Source organism: Brevibacillus brevis (genome assembly GCF_900637055.1).
GTDB classification, from domain to species: Bacteria; Bacillota; Bacilli; order Brevibacillales; family Brevibacillaceae; genus Brevibacillus; species Brevibacillus brevis.
Genome location: NZ_LR134338.1, coordinates 3,242,355 through 3,262,891, shown reverse-complemented (window position 1 = coordinate 3,262,891; position 20,537 = coordinate 3,242,355). Strand labels below are relative to the sequence as shown.

At 45.5% G+C, this 20,537-nt stretch carries 6 protein-coding genes and 1 pseudogene; 6 read left to right on the top strand and 1 reads right to left on the bottom strand.

Going from position 1 to position 20,537, the window contains the following annotated elements; translation table 11 throughout:
- Positions 1–33: 33 nt before the first annotated feature.
- Positions 34–2,148, bottom strand: a complete 2,115-nt coding sequence (locus EL268_RS15410) for a hypothetical protein (protein ID WP_106655221.1) — start codon at positions 2,146–2,148, stop codon at positions 34–36.
- 113 nt (positions 2,149–2,261) lie between these two features.
- Here EL268_RS15410 and EL268_RS33735 point away from each other — a divergent pair.
- The 6 genes and pseudogenes from EL268_RS33735 to tycB form a co-directional block, all read left to right on the top strand.
- Positions 2,262–2,579, top strand: a pseudogene (locus EL268_RS33735) (MarR family winged helix-turn-helix transcriptional regulator); the annotation flags it as partial.
- A 3-nt stretch (positions 2,580–2,582) separates the two neighbouring features.
- Positions 2,583–3,746: an MFS transporter gene (locus EL268_RS15400; RefSeq protein ID WP_106655223.1), complete on the top strand. Its 1,164-nt coding sequence runs from the start codon at positions 2,583–2,585 to the stop codon at positions 3,744–3,746.
- A 63-nt stretch (positions 3,747–3,809) separates the two neighbouring features.
- On the top strand, positions 3,810–4,286 hold the full coding sequence (locus EL268_RS15395; protein WP_106655224.1) for a DinB family protein: 477 nt from the start codon (positions 3,810–3,812) through the stop codon (positions 4,284–4,286).
- A 164-nt stretch (positions 4,287–4,450) separates the two neighbouring features.
- Positions 4,451–5,599 (top strand): AI-2E family transporter, encoded by a 1,149-nt coding sequence (locus tag EL268_RS15390; protein ID WP_106655225.1) that lies wholly within the window; start codon positions 4,451–4,453, stop codon positions 5,597–5,599.
- A 727-nt stretch (positions 5,600–6,326) separates the two neighbouring features.
- Positions 6,327–9,605, top strand: coding sequence for a tyrocidine non-ribosomal peptide synthetase TycA (gene tycA / locus EL268_RS15385; RefSeq protein WP_106655226.1), 3,279 nt, complete (start codon positions 6,327–6,329; stop codon positions 9,603–9,605).
- Between the two features lie 94 nt (positions 9,606–9,699).
- Positions 9,700–20,484: a tyrocidine non-ribosomal peptide synthetase TycB gene (tycB, locus tag EL268_RS15380; RefSeq protein ID WP_106655227.1), complete on the top strand. Its 10,785-nt coding sequence runs from the start codon at positions 9,700–9,702 to the stop codon at positions 20,482–20,484.
- The last annotated feature ends 53 nt before the right edge of the window (positions 20,485–20,537 follow it).

Sequence of the window (20,537 nt, the reverse complement as noted above, 5' to 3'; positions counted from 1 at the left end):
GCTTCCCTAGAACCGCTAGGGAAGCTTTTAATTTTATTTCGGGAGTGCCATACTATCCACTTTGTTCGCAGCAATAACAGCAACTGCATTCGGCTCCAGATCGAACCAAAAGATAAGATCGCCGTCTGATTTCTTTTGCGACGGCTTCACCCCATTCACATAGACTTCCGTAGCTTTTGTCGCCATGGAAAGACCAGAAATCTTGCGCTTGCCATCATTGTGCAGAACAATAGAGCCGTTTGGTGCATATTCCATTCTGACTTGAGAGAGGGCGAGCCAATAATCCATGATTTCACGTACGGTTGTCAAATGCAATTTGCCTTGATCGCGCAGCGTGTCCATTCGCTTCAACAAGCGGTCAAATTCAGGATGAATGATCCAGTTTCCTTTGGCATCCCGAATGACAAATTTCCCGCCTTTCTTATTGGACGGAATTCTTGCCAAGTAGGTATGGTTGATAAAAACCCCACGATTTTGAATGAGCTGCTGGAGATTTTGTTCTCGATACAGATACAGTGTATCTTCCGGAATGGTGGCAGCCGACCATGAATAAAACGGGCCGGTGACTGTCGGATGCGACCAATAGAGAGGGGTGCGCAGAGCGTCGCCTCTTTGGGTTTGGTACAAATCAAGGCCATTGTTTGGATTGGCGATATCTTCTGAACTGTAGTGCCAAAAATACGATGTGCCGTATTTTTTCCATTGATGCGCCAAGTAATTCGCAGTGTGGATGTCGAGCGCGTTAAACGCAAAGCTGGACTTCAGATACCCATGGTCAATCCATGTACTGCTCTGGAAGTGATCTTTCATTACCTGCAAGGCATCTTCCGTCGTTTTTTGGTAGTGCCTTATTTCGTATGGATAGAGGGTATGTAGACCGATATCATTACCGTTCCGATTCAGATCATCCAGAAACTGCAAAAATTCAGGGCTTTGCTGAATGGCGACATTGACAGGCGATTTCGCTTGAAAATACGGATTCGAGTAAAACACGCTTTTCGTAACCGGAATCCGGTGTTTGACAAAACCGCCTGTCGCTTGTGCCGACGATGTAATTTTCTCGGACCCGAAATAAACAGCCCGATTCGATTGTATCGTCTGCTCGTCAGCATGCTCTGTCCATACGTGCGTCGCCAAAAAACCAGAAGGCTGACTCATAAATCGCGGCATGAGCTTCGGTTGATACCCAACTACCAGCGAGAAGGAATTCGTCCGTTCATCGTTTGCACGATATTCGGAAGCGTGTCGGACTTTTCCGACTTGATTCGTAGAGCCTTGCTGCACGTATCTGTGATCGTTCATGTGATCCAGATTCACGATGAGCTGTTTTTGCGTCGTATTCAATTCAAGTGACGATACGTTGGGGGTATGGTATAAAAAAGCTGCTTGCTTCCCATGACCAAATTTCGCACCTTGGTGATCGAGCCAGTAAGAAGCTTGGAATTTTTGTGTGTCCACTTTCCGGTTCTTCCGGTATACCTCTGTTACTTTTGGCTTGAATTGCAAGGTGAACGCCTCTCGAAAAACCTTTGCCTCCCGCTTGTAGCGGGTTTTTACGGTGACATCGATGGCAGGGCTATTTTTTTGCAATTCATATTGTGCTGTAACTATTGAAATCGGAGTTTGACCGGTGACGATAACTGTGCTGCCAGTAGCCGTCTCCTGTTGTTCCACCTTTACGTCATCCCATTTGCGAACCCATTGGCTGGCCCTTTTGATAAATATGTTCCGGTCAATGACTTTCGTCGTAGCAGGAGAGAAATAAACGACATTTCCACGGACGGCAGTCACTTTAGCCTGATGGACAAGCGGAGCATTCATTCTGCCGCCAAACGATTCGGAGCGAATCTCGATGGCCGCCCCTGGTTGAAATGGTGGACTTTGATCCAACGATATTTGATTGGTTCCTTTCGGAAGGGAAGGAGTTAGTGCATTGTAGATCGTGCCATATTCCGCTTGGTACTGAATGGAAGAGAGAATTTCGTTTTTTCCCAAATCGGTAATGCGGACATTGCCTGCCTCATCCCAGCTAAACACATAATACGGATTTTGAATGGAGGATTCCTTTGCAAGCGTAGGTATTGGAAAATAAAGTACGAAGAAAAGCAATAATAAGAAGTGAATAGCGAAAAACCTTTTTACCAGCATGTTTTTCTCCTTTTGTATTGATGATATAGGTTAGACGAATGGGCGCGGAAAAAGCCACAAGGTAACCCATAAGATTTTAGACCTTCTCAAGCAGCAAGAAAAACACGCAATGGGCGTTAATTCGGTATCTCAAAAATAACGGTCCTGCTACTTTTAGCGACGTCGCCGATTATTGGCAAGTAGAGAAGCCGGCTATTACCCCGATTGCGCAAAAATTAGCTGCGCGTGATATGATTTCGATTTCATCAGGTGCAGACAAACGGCAAAAAATTATGTATTTGTCAGAGAAAGGTGAAGCGCTGCATAAGACGATTATGGAAACGACCGATCCGTTCTTGGAAGAATTAATGGAGGGCATCTCACAAGAAGAAAGAGACGCAGCAGCCACAGTACTAGAAAAACTAATCATGAACCTAAAGAGAAGAGGGTAAGCAGTGAAAAAGGATAGGCTTTGGACAAAAGAGTTCGTCATTGTTTCTTTCATCAATTTTCTTTTGACACTCATGTTTTTCTTGCTAATGGTAACGATTGCATCGTATGCTAAAACTGAATTTCACGCTTCAACCAGTTCAGCCGGATTGGTTTCCAGTATCTTTATCATTGGAGCTTTGATTGGCCGACTGCTCACTGGTAGAGCCATTAGTCATATTGGTACGAAAAAAACGCTTTGGATTGGGTTAGGATTTTTTGCTGTCCATATTACTTTGCTACTGGTAAATCGATTACTGCAAGGGATTGCCGTTGGTATTGCCAGTACAGCAACAGGTACCATTATTGCCCAAATCCTGCCAGCGTCTCGCAAGGGTGAGGGGATTGGCTATTATAGTTTAAGTGCGATTTTAGCCACTGCGATTGGACCTTTTCTCGGCATGATTTTATTGCGGCTTGAAGATGGTTTCACCTGGATCTTTACGATGAATGTCGTGTTTTCCCTGATTTGTTTGATGTTTTATGCCATGGCAAAAATCAATATTCCACTTCCTTCCGTGAGTGTGAAAGAGGAAGCAAAAGGTTCTGTGCTTTCGAAATTCATCGAACCGAAAGCATTGCCGATTTCATTCATTGCTTTATTAATCGGCTTCAGCTATTCAGGTGTCTTGTCATTTCTATCGTTTTATGCGGAAGAAATGAATCTCTCCTCAGCATCCAGTTATTTCTTCTTGGTGTATGCCATTGTCATTATCCTCTCGCGACCATTCTCAGGAAAACTAATGGACGCAAGAGGGGCGAACATCGTGACATACCCCAGCCTGGTGCTATTTGCTCTCGGGATGCTTTTATTCAGTCAAGCCTCAACTTCTTGGATGTTGCTGCTATCTGCCGCATTGATTGGAGTGGGCTTCGGTAACTTTAACTCCATTGCCCAAACGGTAGCTGTGAAGGTGACAGCTCCGCATCGCTTTGGATTAGCAACCTCAACTTACTACATTTTGTATGATCTAGGTTTAGGAATCGGGCCTTATCTGCTCGGATTTATCGTACCGTATACAGGATACCGGACAATTTTCATCGGGATGGTTGCCTTCATCCTTTTCAGTATCCCACTTTATCACTGGCTACACGGCAAACGAGATCGGGAATTGATACGTGCAGCTTAAATTCATGTGAAAAACGTTTCGTCATCACAGGAAAGCATCTGTATAGTCAAGGAGGGGACAAAGGTGGAAGCATTGATGGAAGAGTACGCACGTGGATACAACATGCTTCGAGAAGCAATCGAAGGCTTAAGCGAGGAAGAGCTTCGCTTCAAGCCGGCACCAGACAAATGGAGTATTCATCAAATCCTTATCCATGTAACGGATTCGGAAATTTTGTCTACACATCGGTTGAAAAAAGTTTTGGCAGAAGAAGAGCCACTCTTGATCTCGTTTGATCAGCTTGCTTGGGTGAATAACTTGGCATACGATCTGTTGGACCGCGAGCAGTACCTACTCTTATTCCAAATGCTCCGCTGTAGCATGCAACCGATTCTGGAGACATTAACCCGCGATCAATATGAGCGTGTAGGGGTTTATGCAGATGCAGGGCGGTTCACCTTTAAAGAGTTGCTCGAATATCGGGTTGAGCACGTTCGCGCCCATCTTGCCCAGATCGAACGGGTACGTGCTGCGTACAAGTTGCGTACAAGCAAAACATGACATAACAAAACACCCGCGCATGGGTGTTTTTTCGTTTCCATGCAGTCTTAATGATGTTTTATTTTTCGATTTTGGTTTTTGAAGGGTATTCAAGATATAATAGAAAAAAGTTATGGATAAGCCTGTCACCTTAGAAAACACAATCGTTAGGAGTCTGTAAGAGAATGATGGATAGGTTAAACTGGCCAGATATGAAGAAATACATCATGATCGCGACTTACACCGTACTTTTGTTTGTTCTGTTCTGGAATTTTACGGCTGTCAAGTTGTTCGTCTTTAACATGTTTGATTTATTAGATCCTGTCATTTATGGGATCGCCATCGCCTACATTCTAAACATTTTATTGAGATTTTATGAAGAGAGAGTATTTGCTCCCATCAACCGGAGAAACAATCGAATCTGGTTGAGAGTGAGACGTCCATTTTCTATTTTGTTAACTTTAGCAACTGTTTTGGTATTTTTGACATTTTTGATGTGGTTTATTGTTCCTCAGTTGATCTCGAGTATTTCCGTGCTTGCCTTCAGTCTGCCGAATGATATGGAATCATGGAAGGCTTTCGTGGATGGTATCGCAGCGAAGTTTCATTTGTCTGGCGATCTGTGGAATACACTCGTGGAGAAGTGGAACGATAGTCTGACCAAGTTTGGACAGTTTTTCCTGACTTCCATTCCGGTGATTTTGGAATTCACGAAAATGTTTACGATCAGCTTTATCGATATTATCATGGGCCTGATGCTGTCCGTCTACTTGTTACTCAGTAAGGAAAAGTTAACGATGATCGCCAAAAAACTGATATATGCCTACTCCTCAAAAGAGAGGGCGGACAGAGCTGTAGAAATTGGTGAAATTACAAACAAAGCATTCAGTGGTTTCATAGCGGGTCAGCTCACCGAGGCACTGATACTTGGTTCTCTCTGTTTTGTCGGCATGTGGATGTTCCATATGCCATATGCACTTCTGGTGAGTGTGATCATTGGGGTAACGAGCATTATTCCGATCTTTGGTGCTTACATCGGGACTATTCCCAGTGCGTTTATCATCTTGATGGTTGATCCGGTAAAAGCAATTTGGTTCGTTGTATTTATTCTTGTTCTGCAACAAATCGAGGGTAACTTTATTTATCCAAAGGTCGTAGGGAATTCCATCGGATTAGCAGGCTTATGGGTCATGCTGGCCTTGTTAGTGGGCGGAAGTCTATTTGGGATCATGGGCATGTTGCTTGGTATTCCTGCTTTTGCCGTCGTGTATACGCTGGTCAGAAGTGCTACGAACAAGCGATTGCAGGAGAAGAACATTGTGATAAAAGAGTAAGCAAGGGCATAAACCTCCTAAGGAGCTCAGCCTTATTGTCAATAAAAGGGTTCACACTTTTGGATGGAAACACAAGGTGTGGGCCTTTTTTGTTCTCGAAAACGTGAGTTCACGAGATCGTATTTGCAGTTTGATGGGTCTAAGGTCCTTTCAGATTGAAAGACACAGATTTTTTAAAAATAAACATTTTTAGCAAAAAATTCCTATTTTTATCTGTACACAAAATTTCTCTCTGCTATAATGAATAACAGTTTAAGCTACGCGAGAATATGTATGCAGAACATAACGAGGACTTCGCTGGACAATTTTTTATGAAGGGGTGATACGCAAACTAACCGTATGAAAATTGTGATGTGATGGTTTTATTTTCAGAAATCATTTTCTGTATCCATTCGGTTAGAGTACCAGTGTTCACCATTTGCCTAAAAAATGGAAAGAGACTTTTTTCCTGAATACATTTTAATACAAACAGGGAATTATCCCCATTGTGAAACTTTGGAAAATCTTAGAGAATTTGAAGGTGAAAATCGGTTCATGACCATAGATATACAGTTATGGGTGAAAATTACAATAAAGATACAAAACCCCATATAATTTGTTACATTCGGCCATTATACTTAATGTTGCTGATGCTGAAGTTTATCCTAACTGTCACTTGTTTGGCCATCATATGATATTGTCACACTTCATGATAGACAAAAGTTTGCCAATTAATTGGAGGGGACATATGTTAGCAAATCAGGCCAATCTCATCGACTTGGAGTGGGAAAAAGAACAGGTAGCCTTGTTTAATGATACTAAGGCGGAATATCCACAGGATAAGTCGATTCATCAGTTGTTCGAGGAACGAGCAGAAGCTGTGCCACACCGAGTTGCCATCGTTTATGAAAATGAGCGCTTAACTTACCAGGAGCTCAACAAGAAGGCCAACCAATTAGCAAGAGCTCTGATCGAAAAAGGAATTACAACAGACAGCATTGTCGGTGTGATGATGGAGAAATCCATTGAAAATGTTACGGCTATTCTGGCCATCCTCAAGGCTGGCGGAGCGTATGTTCCCATCGATATCGAATATCCCCGTGATCGGATTCAATATATTCTGCAAGACAGTCAGACTAAAATCGTCATCACCCAGAAAAACGTCAGCCAACTTGTTTATGACGTCGGATACCGTGGTCCTGTAGTCGTACTCGAGGAAGAACAGCTGGATTCTCGCCCAAATTCCAATCTTCACTTGCCAAGCAAGCCTACTGACATGGCGTATGTCATCTATACTTCAGGCACAACCGGCAAGCCGAAAGGAACCATGCTGGAGCATAAAGGGATCGCGAATTTGCAATCATTCTTCCAAAATACGTTTGACGTTACACCTGCAGACAGGATTGGACAGTTTGCCAGCATGTCTTTTGACGCATCGGTATGGGAAATGTTCATGGCTTTATTAACCGGTGCTAGCCTCTATATCCTTTCCAAACAGACAATTCATGATTTCATCAGTCTTGAAAACTATTTGAATGAAAATGAATTAACCATCATCACGTTGCCACCTACTTATTTAACTCACCTCAACCCAGATCATATTACTACTCTCCGCATCATGATTACGGCAGGTTCAGCTGCCAACTTCCCTTTAGTGAATAGATGGAAAAACAAAGTCAGGTACGTGAATGCATACGGACCTACGGAAACAAGCATTTGCGCGACAATATGGGAGGCACCTCCCAATGAGCTTCTCAACCAAACGATCCCAATCGGTAAACCGATTCAAAATACGTACGCTTATATTGTCAATGAAGAGCTACAATTGCAGCCAATTGGCAGTGAAGGCGAATTGTGCATAGGTGGAGTAGGCTTAGCCAGAGGATATTGGAATCGTCCAGATTTGACCGCCGAAAAATTTGTAGATAATCCGTTTGTACCAGGAGAGAAGATGTACAGGACAGGAGACCTGGCCAAATGGCTTCCGTCTGGAGAAATCGAATTTCTCGGTAGAATCGACCATCAGGTGAAAATCAGAGGTCATCGGATTGAGTTGGGTGAAATCGAGTCCGTTTTGCTGAAACATGAACAAATAAAAGAGGCAGTGGTAATCGCTAGAGAAGACCAACATGCTCAACCCTATTTGTGCGCTTATTTTATTTCGCAAAAGGAAGTAACACCTGCACAGATCAGAGAATATGCCGCTCAAAAGCTTCCTGCGTACATGCTTCCTTCCTATTTCGTGAAGTTGGATAAAATGCCGCTCACGCCAAATGACAAAATTGATCGCAAAGCATTGCCAGAACCGGATGTTACTTCTGAGACAAATCCTGCATACGAACCTCCCAGAAATCAAACAGAAAAGATTCTCGCAACCGTGTGGCAAGAGGTATTGGGAATCGAAAAAATTGGGATTCTCGATAATTTTTACTCACTTGGTGGGGATTCCATTCAAGCGATCCAGGTCGCTGCTCGTTTGCATGCCTATCAACGAAAACTAGACACGAAAGATTTACTGAATTACCCGACAATTTCACAGGTTGCTCTCTATGTAAAAAGTACGACGAGGAGTAGCGAGCAGGGAATCATCGAAGGTCCTGTCGCGTTAACGCCGATTCAACACTGGTTCTTTGAAAAGAACTTTACGAATATGTCCCATTGGAATCAATCGTATGTGTTGTATCGCGAACAGGGATTTGATCCTGAAGCCATCCGAAAGGCCCTGGATAAAATCCTTTCACATCACGATGCGCTCCGTATGATCTATCAACGCGAAAATGGGAGTATCGTTCAACAGAATCGTGGATTGGGTAGTGAATTATATCAATTCCTTCAATATGATCTAACCTCACATTGGGATGTCCAGAAAGCGATCGAAGAAGAAACGAAACGTTTGCATAGCAGCATGAATTTACAAGAGGGACAGTTGGTAAAGGCAGCCTTGTTTCATACGCTCCAAGGCGACCATTTATTCCTGGCCATCCATCATTTAGTCATGGATGGAATCTCTTGGCGCATTCTGTTTGAGGATTTAGCAACTGCATACAGTCAGGTAGTCGCAGGAAAAGAAATCGTTCTCCCAGAAAAAACGGATTCTTTTAAAGATTGGACAGTGTGGCTGAACGACTACGCGAATAGTGATGCGTTGATGAGGGAAATCCCGTATTGGGAGAATCTTGAATCCGGAGCTAGGAATGCGTCCCTTCCAAAAGACTATGAAACGGTAGGCTGCAAACAGAAGAGTACCCGAAACATACAGGTCGGATTGTTAGCAGCGGAAACCGAACAATTGTTGAAACAGGCAAATTCTGCTTATCAAACAGAAATCAATGATTTGTTACTGGCAGCGTTGGGGCTAGCTGTTGCAGAGTGGGGCAGGCTTGACCAAATCGTGATTAATCTGGAAGGGCACGGGCGCGAGGATGTGATCGAACACGCTAACGTGACAAGAACAATAGGATGGTTTACGTCCCAATATCCAGTTTTATTAGATGTGAGTCAAATGAATCACTTACCTAACCATATAAAATGCACGAAAGAAAACCTGAGGAAGATCCCAAATAAAGGCATTGGTTATGAAATTTTGAAATATATGACAGAACCAGAAAGACGAGGTTCCTTGTCCTTTTCCTTGCAACCCGAAGTGACGTTTAACTACTTGGGTCAATTTGACTCTGGTCTTAACAGCGAACTGTTTACCCGTTCTCCTTATAGTTCAGGCAACACGCTCGGTGCGGATGGGAAGAACAATCTGAGTCCCGATTCGGAGATTTATACCGCCTTGAATATTACAGGAAGAATTGAAGGTGGGGAGCTTCTCATCACGTTTACTTACAGCGAGGAGCAGTTTAGAGAAGAATCCATCCATCAATTGAGTGAGAACTATCAAAAACATCTCCGGTCAATCATTACACATTGCGTACAGAAAAAAGAAGTCGAACGGACTCCCAGTGACTTTAGTCTAAAAGGACTTCAAATGGAAGAAATGGACGACATCTTCGAAGTGCTTGCCAATACGCTTAACTAAATATGCACTTGCTAATATTTCATGGGGTAAGACACGTTCTTAATTTACATTTTTATACAAATTTGACAAATATTGTCGATATCGAGGTGCCGGAATGAGTATTTTTAGCAAAGAACAAGTACAAGATATGTATTTATTGACGCCCATGCAAGAGGGAATGTTATTTCACGCCTTGCTAGATGAAGAACATAACTCTCATCTTGTGCAGATGTCCATTTCGATTCAGGGCGATCTTGATGTTGGTTTGTTTACCAATAGCTTGCATGTGCTGGTAGAGAGATATGATGTGTTCCGTACGCTGTTTCTCTATGAAAAATTAAAGCAGCCTTTGCAGGTTGTCTTGAAAGAACGGCCCGTTCCCATCCTATTTTGCGATTTAACGGCATACGACGAGCAAGAAAAGCGGCAGCGCTACACACAATACAAAAGGAATGACCAAGAGAAAACCTTTCATCTGGCGAAAGATTCGTTGATGAGAGTGGCTATTTTCCAAATGACGGAGAGCGAATACCAAATCATCTGGAGTTTTCATCACATACTCATGGATGGTTGGTGCTTTAGCATTATTTTTGATGACTTGCTTTCCGTCTATTTATCCTTAAAAAACGGGGCACCGATTTCACTTGATCCGGTGCAGCCTTACAGCCAATTTATTCTCTGGCTGGAAAAGCAAGATAAAGAGGCTGCTCTCGCATATTGGAGAGACTATTTGGGACAGTTTGAACAGCAAACTTCCTTGCCGAAATTTGGGAAGTCTTCTAGCAATGCCTTTCTACCAGCGCAATATCGCTTTGTGCTGGACCGTATGCTGAAGCAGCAGCTTTCTGCGATCGCAAGTCAAAATCAAGTGACCTTGCCGACTGTGATTCAAACCTTATGGGGGATTCTGCTCCAATCCTATAACGCTACGAATGATGTGCTCTTCGGCTCTGTCGTATCCGGGCGTCCAACTGAAATCGTCGGAATCGACAAAATGGTAGGGTTGTTTATCAATACCATTCCATTCCGCATCCAAGCGAAAAACGATCAAACCTTTGCCGACTTGATACAGGGTGTGCACCAAAGAACACTGCAATCCCAGCCATATGAGCATGTTCCTTTGTACGATATACAAAACGATTCTGTATTGAAGAAAGATTTGATCGATCACCTGATGGTCATCGAAAACTATCCGTTAGTGGAGGCCTTGCAGAAAAAGGCAGCGACACAGCAAGTAGGCTTTACCATTTCTGATGTCGAGATGTTTGAGCCTACCAATTATGACATGACCGTCATGGTAATGCCCAAAGAAGAGATTGCGATGCGGTTTGATTATAATGCTGCTGTTTTCGACGAAGCCTTTATCCAGAAAATGGCTGGACACTTCAAGCAGATCGCGGCTTGCGTGGCAAAAAATCCGAAGATCACCCTTCAACAGGTTACCATGCTGACAGATACTGAAAAACAACAATTAATGGCCAAAAACCTTGCTACTTCAGCTGCCTATCCAACGAAAACTATACGCGAGCTCTTTATGGAACAGGTGGAAAGGACACCTAATCAGGTTGCTGTCGTATTCGGAGAACAGCAATTGACATATCGTGAGCTAGATGAGAAGTCCAATCAGCTCGCCAGATTTTTGAGAAGAAAAGGGATTGTAGCAGACAGTCTGGTTGGTACGATGATGGATCGTTCGATCGAGATGATTGTCGGAATTCTTGGGGTTTTGAAAGCCGGTGGTGCGTTTGTACCGATTGATCCGGAGCTGCCAGAAGAACGAATTGCCTACATGCTCGAACATAGCGGGACTCAATTGGTAGTGACGCAGCATCATCTACTCGAGAAAGTCTCTGCTTCCACTGAAAAAATAGATATCTGCGCTCCAGCCATCTGGGAAGAGAGCAGTGCGTCTGTCGAAACGATCAATCAACCGGATGACTTGTTTTATATCATCTACACTTCAGGAACGACAGGGAAACCAAAAGGCGTCATGCTTGAGCATAAAAACATGGCAAATCTGATGCACTTTACGTTTGCCAAAACCAACATCGAGTTTCATGAAAAAGTATTGCAGTATACCACATGCAGCTTTGATGTTTGCTACCAGGAGATTTTCTCGACGCTGCTTTCCGGGGGACAGCTCTATCTCATCACGAATGAGATGAGACGTCACGTAGAAAAACTGTTTGCCTTTATCCAGGAAAAACAGATCAGCATTTTGTCCCTCCCTGTAACCTTCTTGAAATTTATCTTTAACGAAAAAGATTATACGCAAAGCTTCCCGCGTTGCGTCAAGCACATTATCACAGCCGGAGAACAGCTCGTCGTCACTCATGAGCTACAGAAATATCTGCGGAACCATCACGTATTTTTACACAATCATTACGGGCCGTCGGAGACACATGTGGTGACCACCTACACGATGGACCCGAGTATGGATATACCAGAGCTGCCGCCAATCGGAAAACCGATCAGCAACACAGGCATTTATATCCTGGATGAAAAGCTTCAGATGAAACCAGAGGGCATTGTCGGGGAGCTGTATATCTCTGGTGCGAACGTAGGGAGAGGATATTTGCACAATCCGGAGCTGACTGCGGAGAAGTTTCTCGAGAACCCATATCAATCAGGTGAAAGAATGTATCGAACGGGTGACCTCGCTCGTTGGTTGCCAGATGGCAATATCGAGTTCTTAGGGCGAATCGACCATCAGGTGAAAATCAGGGGTCATCGTATCGAGCTGGGAGAGATCGAATCGCACTTGCTCAACCACGCTTTGATTAAGGAAGCCGTGGTCATCGATAGAACGGATGAGACTGGCGGAAAGTATTTGTGCGCCTATGTCGTTTTGACAGAAGAAGTCAGCAACGAGGAGCTGCGTGCGTACTTATCGCGAACGCTGCCGGAGTATATGATCCCTTCCTTCTTTATGAAGCTGGAGCGGATTCCGGTCACACCTAACGGAAAAACAGACAGAAGAGCTTTGCCCATACCAGAGGGGAATGCATTTACGGGAGCGGATTACCTCGCCCCGACAACCGAACTGGAACAGAAAATGACAGCCATTTGGGAAAGTGTACTCGGCGTGTCACCGATTGGCATTCAGGACAATTTTTTCACGCTGGGGGGTCATTCGCTAAAAGCGATTCATCTCATTTCCCGGATACAAAAAGACTGCCAAGCAGATGTTCCGCTTCGCGTCTTGTTTGACAGACCAACCATTCAAGAAATCGCCAAGTATGTGGAAGGTGAAGAGGCAGGAACGTATCTCGCTATTCCGCGGGTCGTCATGCAAGAGCATTATCCAGTATCCTCTGCGCAAAAACGCATGCTGATTTTAAACCAGCTCGATCCGGCTAGTACGGTTTACAATCTGCCCGTAGTGACGGTACTCGATGGGGAATTGAATGTGCAGCAGCTGGAGCAAGCCATTTCCAGTCTGGTGAATCGTCATGAATCGCTGCGAACGTCCTTTCATACCATCAACGGCGAGCCGGTTCAACGCATCCATCCGGAATGCAAACTGCCAATCACCTACACGGCAGCAACAGAAGATCGTTTGAATCAAGTCATCACGGATTTCATGCGTCCGTTTGATTTGGAAAAAGCGCCGCTAAGTCGGGTTGGACTGGTCAAACTGGGAGAGCGGCGCCATGTCATGATCATCGATATGCACCATATCATCTCGGATGGCGTGTCATCGCAAATCATCCTGAATGATCTTGCGCAGCTCTATCAAGACAAATCTTTGCCAGAGCAACGCATTCAATATAAAGACTTCACGGTTTGGGAAAAAGGTTTGGCACAGACAGATGAATACAGAAAGCAAGAAGCGTATTGGACCGAGCGATTCGCTGGTGAAATTCCTGTCTTGAACCTGCCTTTGGACTACTCTCGACCGTCTGTTCAAAGCTTTGAGGGCGAACGTTATCTATTCCGCACAGAAAAACAGCTGCTAGATGGTTTGCAACGAGTGGCGGCCGATACTGGTACGACGCTCTACATGGTGCTCATGGCAGCCTACCATGTTTTGCTCGCGAAATACTCCGGGCAAGAAGACATGGTGGTCGGAACCGTGACAGCTGGAAGAACACACCCTGACACGGAAAGCATCACGGGTATGTTCGTAAACACGCTGGCAATGAGAAACCAGCCCGTGGCAACCAAAAGCTTCAAGCAATTTTTACGAGAAGTAAAGGACAATACACTCGCTGCTTTTGAGCATGGGGAGTACCCGTTTGAGGAGCTCGTTGAAAAGCTGGCGGTCAGTCGAAATCGAAGCCGCAATCCATTGTTTGACACCTTGTTCATTTTGCAAAACATGGATGCCGATCCGATCAAGATCGAGGGCATGACAGTGACGCCTTACGTGCCAGAGGGCAAAATGGCGAAGTTCGATTTGACTCTCGAAGCAACCCAAGACCATGCCGGTCTAATGTTCTGCTTCGAATTTTGCACCAAGCTGTTCAAGCAGGAGACCATCGAACGCATGTCGCGTCACTACATCCAAATCTTGCAAGAAGTCATCCGGAACACGGACTTGGCTCTCTACGAGATGGAGATGCTCACCGAGCAGGAAAAGCAGGAATTGCTGGTCCATTTCAACGACACAGTGAAGCCTGTTCAGTTGGAAAGCACACTTCCCCAGCTATTTGAAGAACAAGTGCTGAAAACCCCTGATCAAATCGCACTGGTTTGCGGGGACAAGAAGTTGACATATCAGGAGCTCAATAAGAAGGCTAATCAGCTTGCTCGTACATTACGGAAAAAAGGAGTAAAGGCTGACCAACGAGTTGGGATTATGGCCAATCGTTCCTTGGAGATGGTGATTGGAATCCTTGCCATTCTCAAGGCTGGTGGGGCATATGTTCCTATCGACCCAGATTATCCGAATGATCGCATTGCTTATATGCTGGAAGATTGCGAAGCTCGTCTCGTACTTACTCATGAGCATCTTGGAACAAAGATTGCTGCTGGAGTGGAATGCCTGTATTTGGAGGATAAGAGTAACTATTCTCGTATCACCACAAACCTTGACCCGATTCATACGGCTACCAATCTGGCTTATATCATTTACACATCGGGTACGACAGGTAAGCCAAAAGGGGTCATGGGGGAGCATAAAGGTATTGTCAACAGTGCCACGTGGAACAAAGAAGAGCTTGCTTTATCTGTCCATGACAGAGGTTTGTTGGTTCTCTCCTTTGCCTTTGATGCTTTTGCCCTTACTTTCTTTGCATTGATTCTATCTGGTTCAACTGTTGTCTTGACGAAGGATGAAGAAGCCAAAGATCCAATCGCGCTCAAAAACCTGATCTCAATCTGGAGTTGCAGCTACACGGTGTGCGTGCCAAGTTTGTTCCAAGCGATTTTGGAATGCAGCACCACCGAAGAGATCAGTCCACTGAAAATGACCATGCTCGGGGGAGAAAAGCTATCGCCGAAGCTGGTTGAGATGTGCAAAGAAATGAATCCGCAGATGATTACAATCAATGCGTATGGTCCGACAGAAAGCAGCGTTATCGCCACCTATTTGTGCGATGCGCTCCCAGATGCTCCGATCACCATTGGACGACCAATCGCAAATACAAGCATATACATTGTGGACCATTCGCACCAGCTGCTACCAATTGGTGTAGTGGGAGAGATATGCATTGGCGGACTCGGGTTGGCACGCGGATATTGGAACAAACCAGAGCTTACCGAGGAGAAGTTTGTTTCCAATCCATTTAAGCCAGGTGAACGCATGTACAAGACAGGCGACCTTGGCAGATGGCTCCCTGACGGTACGATTGAATTCATAGGACGCCTGGATGAACAGGTAAAAGTGAGAGGATACCGGATAGAGATCGGGGAGATCGAATCGGTTCTTCTCAGCTATGAAACGACAAATGAAGCGATTGTCGTCGCTTATCCGGATGGAAGCGGGGACGCGTTTCTGACTGCCTATTTCACCAGTAAAGAAAACATCTCGGAAGTGGCTCTTCGAACACATCTATCGCAAGAACTGCCAGCGTATATGGTCCCAACCTATCTGGTTCAACTGAATGCTTTCCCGCTCACGCCAAATGGCAAGATCGATCGCAAAGCGCTGCCGAAGCCTGAAGGAAAGCCTGCAACAGGTGTGGAGTATGTCGCGCCTGCCAATGAAGTAGAGGCAATACTGGCAAAGATATGGGAAAACGTCCTTGGCATCTCCGGCATCGGCGTGATGGATAACTTTTTTGAGCTGGGTGGACATTCTTTGAAAGCTATGACGGTAGTGGCGCACGTGCATCGAGAGTTTCGAGTTGATCTTTCACTGAAGCATTTCTTTGGTTCTCCAACTGTTCGTGCCTTGTCCCGATTGATTGAAAACAGCGAAGCTGCATCAGATGCATCCATTCAACCAGCAGAGCCGCGAGATTACTACCCGGTATCATCAGCCCAGCAGCGAATGTATCTGCTCTATCAACTTGAAGGGGCCGGCATTAGCTACAATACGCCTGGCATGATCATGCTGGAAGGCAAGCTGGTTCGCGAGCAATTGGCGTATGCGCTGCAAGCATTGGTGGATCGACACGACATCTGGAGAACGTCATTTGAGATGGTCGGGGGTGAGCTGGTCCAAAAAATTCATAGCCATGTGAAAGTGGAAATGGAGTATCAAACAGCGGAGGCGCATCAGATCGATGAAATTTTCTACTCGTTTGTCCGTCCATTTGATCTTTCTGTTCCGCCATTGATCCGCATGGGCTTGGTGAAAATTTCGGATGAGCGTCATCTTCTCCTTTATGACATGCATCATATCGCCGCAGATGCTGCATCGGTCACGATCATGTTCAATGAGCTAGCTGAATTGTACCAGGGAAGAAATTTGCCAGAGGTGCGCATTCAGTACAAGGATTTTTCTGTCTGGCAGCAGGGCTTGTTTCAGTCAGATGCCTTCAAGCAACAGGAAGAGTATTGGCTTCGTACGTTTGCAGGAGACATTTCAGCCGTGGATTTACAGACGGATTACCCGCGACCAGCCGTAAAAAGCTTTGAAGGTAGCCACATCGCGCTTTCAACTGGCCACCAACTGCGGGATGCCCTGCTAGAGCTGGCGACAGAAACCAAAACGACGCTGTTCATGGTTTTGCTGGCAGCCTACAATGTGCTGCTCTCGAAGTATTCCGGGCAGGATGACATCATTGTGGGAACGCCGATTTCCGGCAGGTCAAGATCTGAGCTTGCGCCCGTTGTGGGAATGTTCGTCAACACACTGGCGATCAGAAACAAACCGACATCCGAAAAGACCTTCAAGGAGTTTCTGATGGAAGTCAAGCAGAATGCCTTGGATGCCTATGATCATCAGGATTACCCGTTTGAAAGTCTTGTTGAAAAGCTTGGCATTCAGCGTGACCCGGGACGTAATCCACTGTTTGACACCATGTTCATCCTACAAACTGATGAACTGAACCCAAAAACGCTGGATCAACTGGTCTATCGCCCTTATGAATCCGGCAGTGCTCCTTCGATAGCGAAATTCGACCTGTCGTTTCATATGACCGAGCGTGAAACAGACCTGTTTTTGCGATTGGAATACAGCACCAAGCTGTTCAAAAAAGATACGGTAGACAGGATGTCCCGCCACTTCTTGCAAATCCTGAAAAGCATTGCGGCCCATCCTGATCGGATGCTGCAAGAGATTGAAATGCTGACGGAAGAAGAGAAGCAGCTGTTACTGGTGGAGTTCAATCGTACGGACAGAGAATACGCCAAAGACAAAACCCTTCAACAGCTTTTTGAAGAACTGGCGGCAAAAATGCCCGATCAAACAGCGCTTGTATTCCAAGGGCAGCGAATGTCGTACCAAGAGTTGAATGAAAGAGCGAATCAGCTCGCATCCGTTTTGCGTGAGAAAGGTGTTGAGCCATCGCAAATCGTCGCCATGGTACTGGAACGGTCATTAGAGATGGTCATTGCCATTCTTGCCATTTTGAAAGCGGGCGGCGCCTTTTTGCCCATCGATCCTGAGTATCCGGAAGAAAGAATCCGCTACATGATGGAGGACAGTCAGGCGAAACTCATGCTTACTCGTTTTCACTTGATCCCCAAGGTCACCAGTCATGCAGAGATCATCGATTTGGGCGACTCTAGGAACTATTCTCCACAGACAGACAATCTGCTTTGCATCAACAAGCCTTCCGATTTAGCTTATATCATTTACACGTCCGGTACGACCGGCAAGCCGAAGGGAGTCATGATCGAGCATCGTGCGATCATCAACTGCTTGCAGTGGAGAAGAGATGAATATGGATTCCGACCGGAAGACAAGGCATTGCAAGTGTTCTCCTTTGCTTTTGATGGGTTTGTAGCGAGCTTGTTCGCACCGCTTCTCGGAGGTGCTGCGTGCGTGTTGCCGAGAGAGGAAGAAGCCAAAGACCCGATCGCGTTGAAAAAGCTGATCGCATCCACTGGGGTCACACATTACTATGGTGTGCCGAGTCTGTTCCAAGCAATTCTGGATTGCTCGACTGTGGCAGACTTCCCTGAGCTTCGCTGCGTATCACTGGGAGGCGAGAAGTTACCTGCACAGCTTGTTCAAAAAACGAAAGAAAAGCATCCAATAATCGGGATCAACAATGAATACGGTCCGACTGAAAATAGCGTGGTCTCCACCATTTCCCGTTCTATTGAACCCGGTCAAGACATCACGATTGGCCGGCCGATTGCCAACGTAAAGGTCTACATCGTAGATGCACAACATCGCTTGCAGCCGGTTGGTGTGGTGGGTGAGCTATGCATTGGAGGACCTGGGCTTGCAAGAGGCTACCTGAACAAACCGGAGCTCACAGATGAAAAGTTTGTTGTGAATCCGTTTGAACCAGAAGAGCGCATGTATAAAACAGGTGACTTGGTGAAATGGCGGACGGATGGCACGATCGAATACGTCGGTCGGGCTGACGAACAGGTCAAAGTGCGCGGGTATCGAATCGAGATCGGGGAAATCGAGAGCGCCATACTCGCCTATGAGAACATCGATCAGGCGGTGGTGGTTGCTCGAGATGATGGCTCTGCTGCCGGCCAGTATCTTTGCGCCTATCTCGTAGCAGCATCAGAAGTGTCCATTGCCGAGTTGAGAAGGCATCTTGCCAAGGAACTGCCTGCCTATATGGTTCCATCCTTCTTTATCCAATTGGATAAGATGCCGCTGACCCCCAATGACAAGATTGACCGAAAAGCACTACCGAAGCCAAGCCAGGATGTCAATTCGGGAAGAGAATATGAAGCACCCAGAAACGAGCTGGAACAATTGCTGGCTACCATCTGGACAGACGTATTGGGTATCAAACAAGTCGGAATAAAAGACAACTTCTTTGAATTGGGTGGAGATTCCATCAAAGCGATTCAAGTTTCCACTCGCCTGTACGCATCAGGCTGGACGCTTGCGATGAAAGAACTGTTCCAACATCCGTCGATCGAGGAAGTCGCTCTCCATGTAACACCGAACAACAGAGAGAGTGATCAGGGAGTCGTAGAGGGCGAGATTGGCTTGACACCCATCCAGAAGTGGTTCTTCGAGCGAAATTTCACGGATCGTCACCATTGGAATCAGGCTGTCATGCTCTATCGTGAAGAAGGCTTTGATGCAGTCCTTGTTCAGCAAGCCTTCCATAAAATCGTCGAGCATCATGATGCGTTACGAATGATATACAAACAGGAAAATGGGATCATGACGCAAATCAATCAAGGGCTTACGGATGACCGATTCCGTTTCTATTCTTTTGATGTGAGGGAACATGCAAATAGCGCAGCTCACATCATGGAATTGTCTGATCTCATCCAAAGCAGTATCGATTTGGAACAGGGACCACTGGTTCATTTGGCTCTCTTCTCAACCAAAGAAGGCGACCATTTACTGATTGCCATACACCATCTGGTCGTGGATGGCGTATCTTGGCGAATCTTGTTTGAAGATTTTTCATCGGCCTATTCACAGGCTCTCCAAAATCAGGAGATCGTTTTACCGAAGAAAACAGATTCCTATAAAGACTGGGCAGCTCAACTGCAAAGCTACGCACAGAGTGACGAGCTGTTACGGGAAGCAGCGTATTGGCACAACCTGGAGAGCACCACTATGCCAGTCGCATTGCCAACTGATTTTGTCACAGCCGATCGGAAACAAAAGCACACGCACACTGTAAAGGTCGAATTGACAGCACAAGAGACAGAAAACCTTTTGCGTCACGTGCATCATGCCTATCACACAGAAATAAATGATTTGCTGCTGACAGCTTTGGGGTTAACCGTAAAAGAATGGGCAAATACCAGCTGCCCTGTCATCAACCTGGAAGGTCACGGACGTGAGGACATTCAGAATGAAATGAATGTCACAAGAACGGTTGGCTGGTTCACATCCCAGTTCCCTGTCGTACTTGATATGGAAAAATCAGAAGACTTGGCTTACCAAATCAAGCAGATCAAAGAAAGCCTGCGCCGCATTCCGAAAAAAGGAATTGGCTACGAGATTTTACGTACGATGACGTCCAGCAAGACGCAACTATCCTTGTCATTTGCCTTGCAGCCGGAAATCAGCTTTAACTATCTCGGGCAATTTGACTCAGATGTGAAATCGGGCGGTTATACCTTCTCACCGCTCGGGACAGGACAGCTGTTCAGTCCAGAATCAGAGAGAGTATTCCTCTTGGACATTTCCGGCTTGATCGAGAATGGAAAGCTCCAGGTCAGCTTTGGATACAGCCGTCTCCAGTACAAAGAAGAAACCATGACAAACTTAGCGTACAGTTACCGGAATCACTTACTGCGTATCATCGAGCATTGCATGGCAAAAGAAGAAGGGGAGTTGACTCCGAGCGATCTGGGAGATGACGACCTTTCCATGGAAGAACTGGAGAACATACTGGAAATGATTTAATGCTTTTCCTCCAATAAAAGCTGTGCAAGAGGAGTTTTTATTGGAGGAACCCT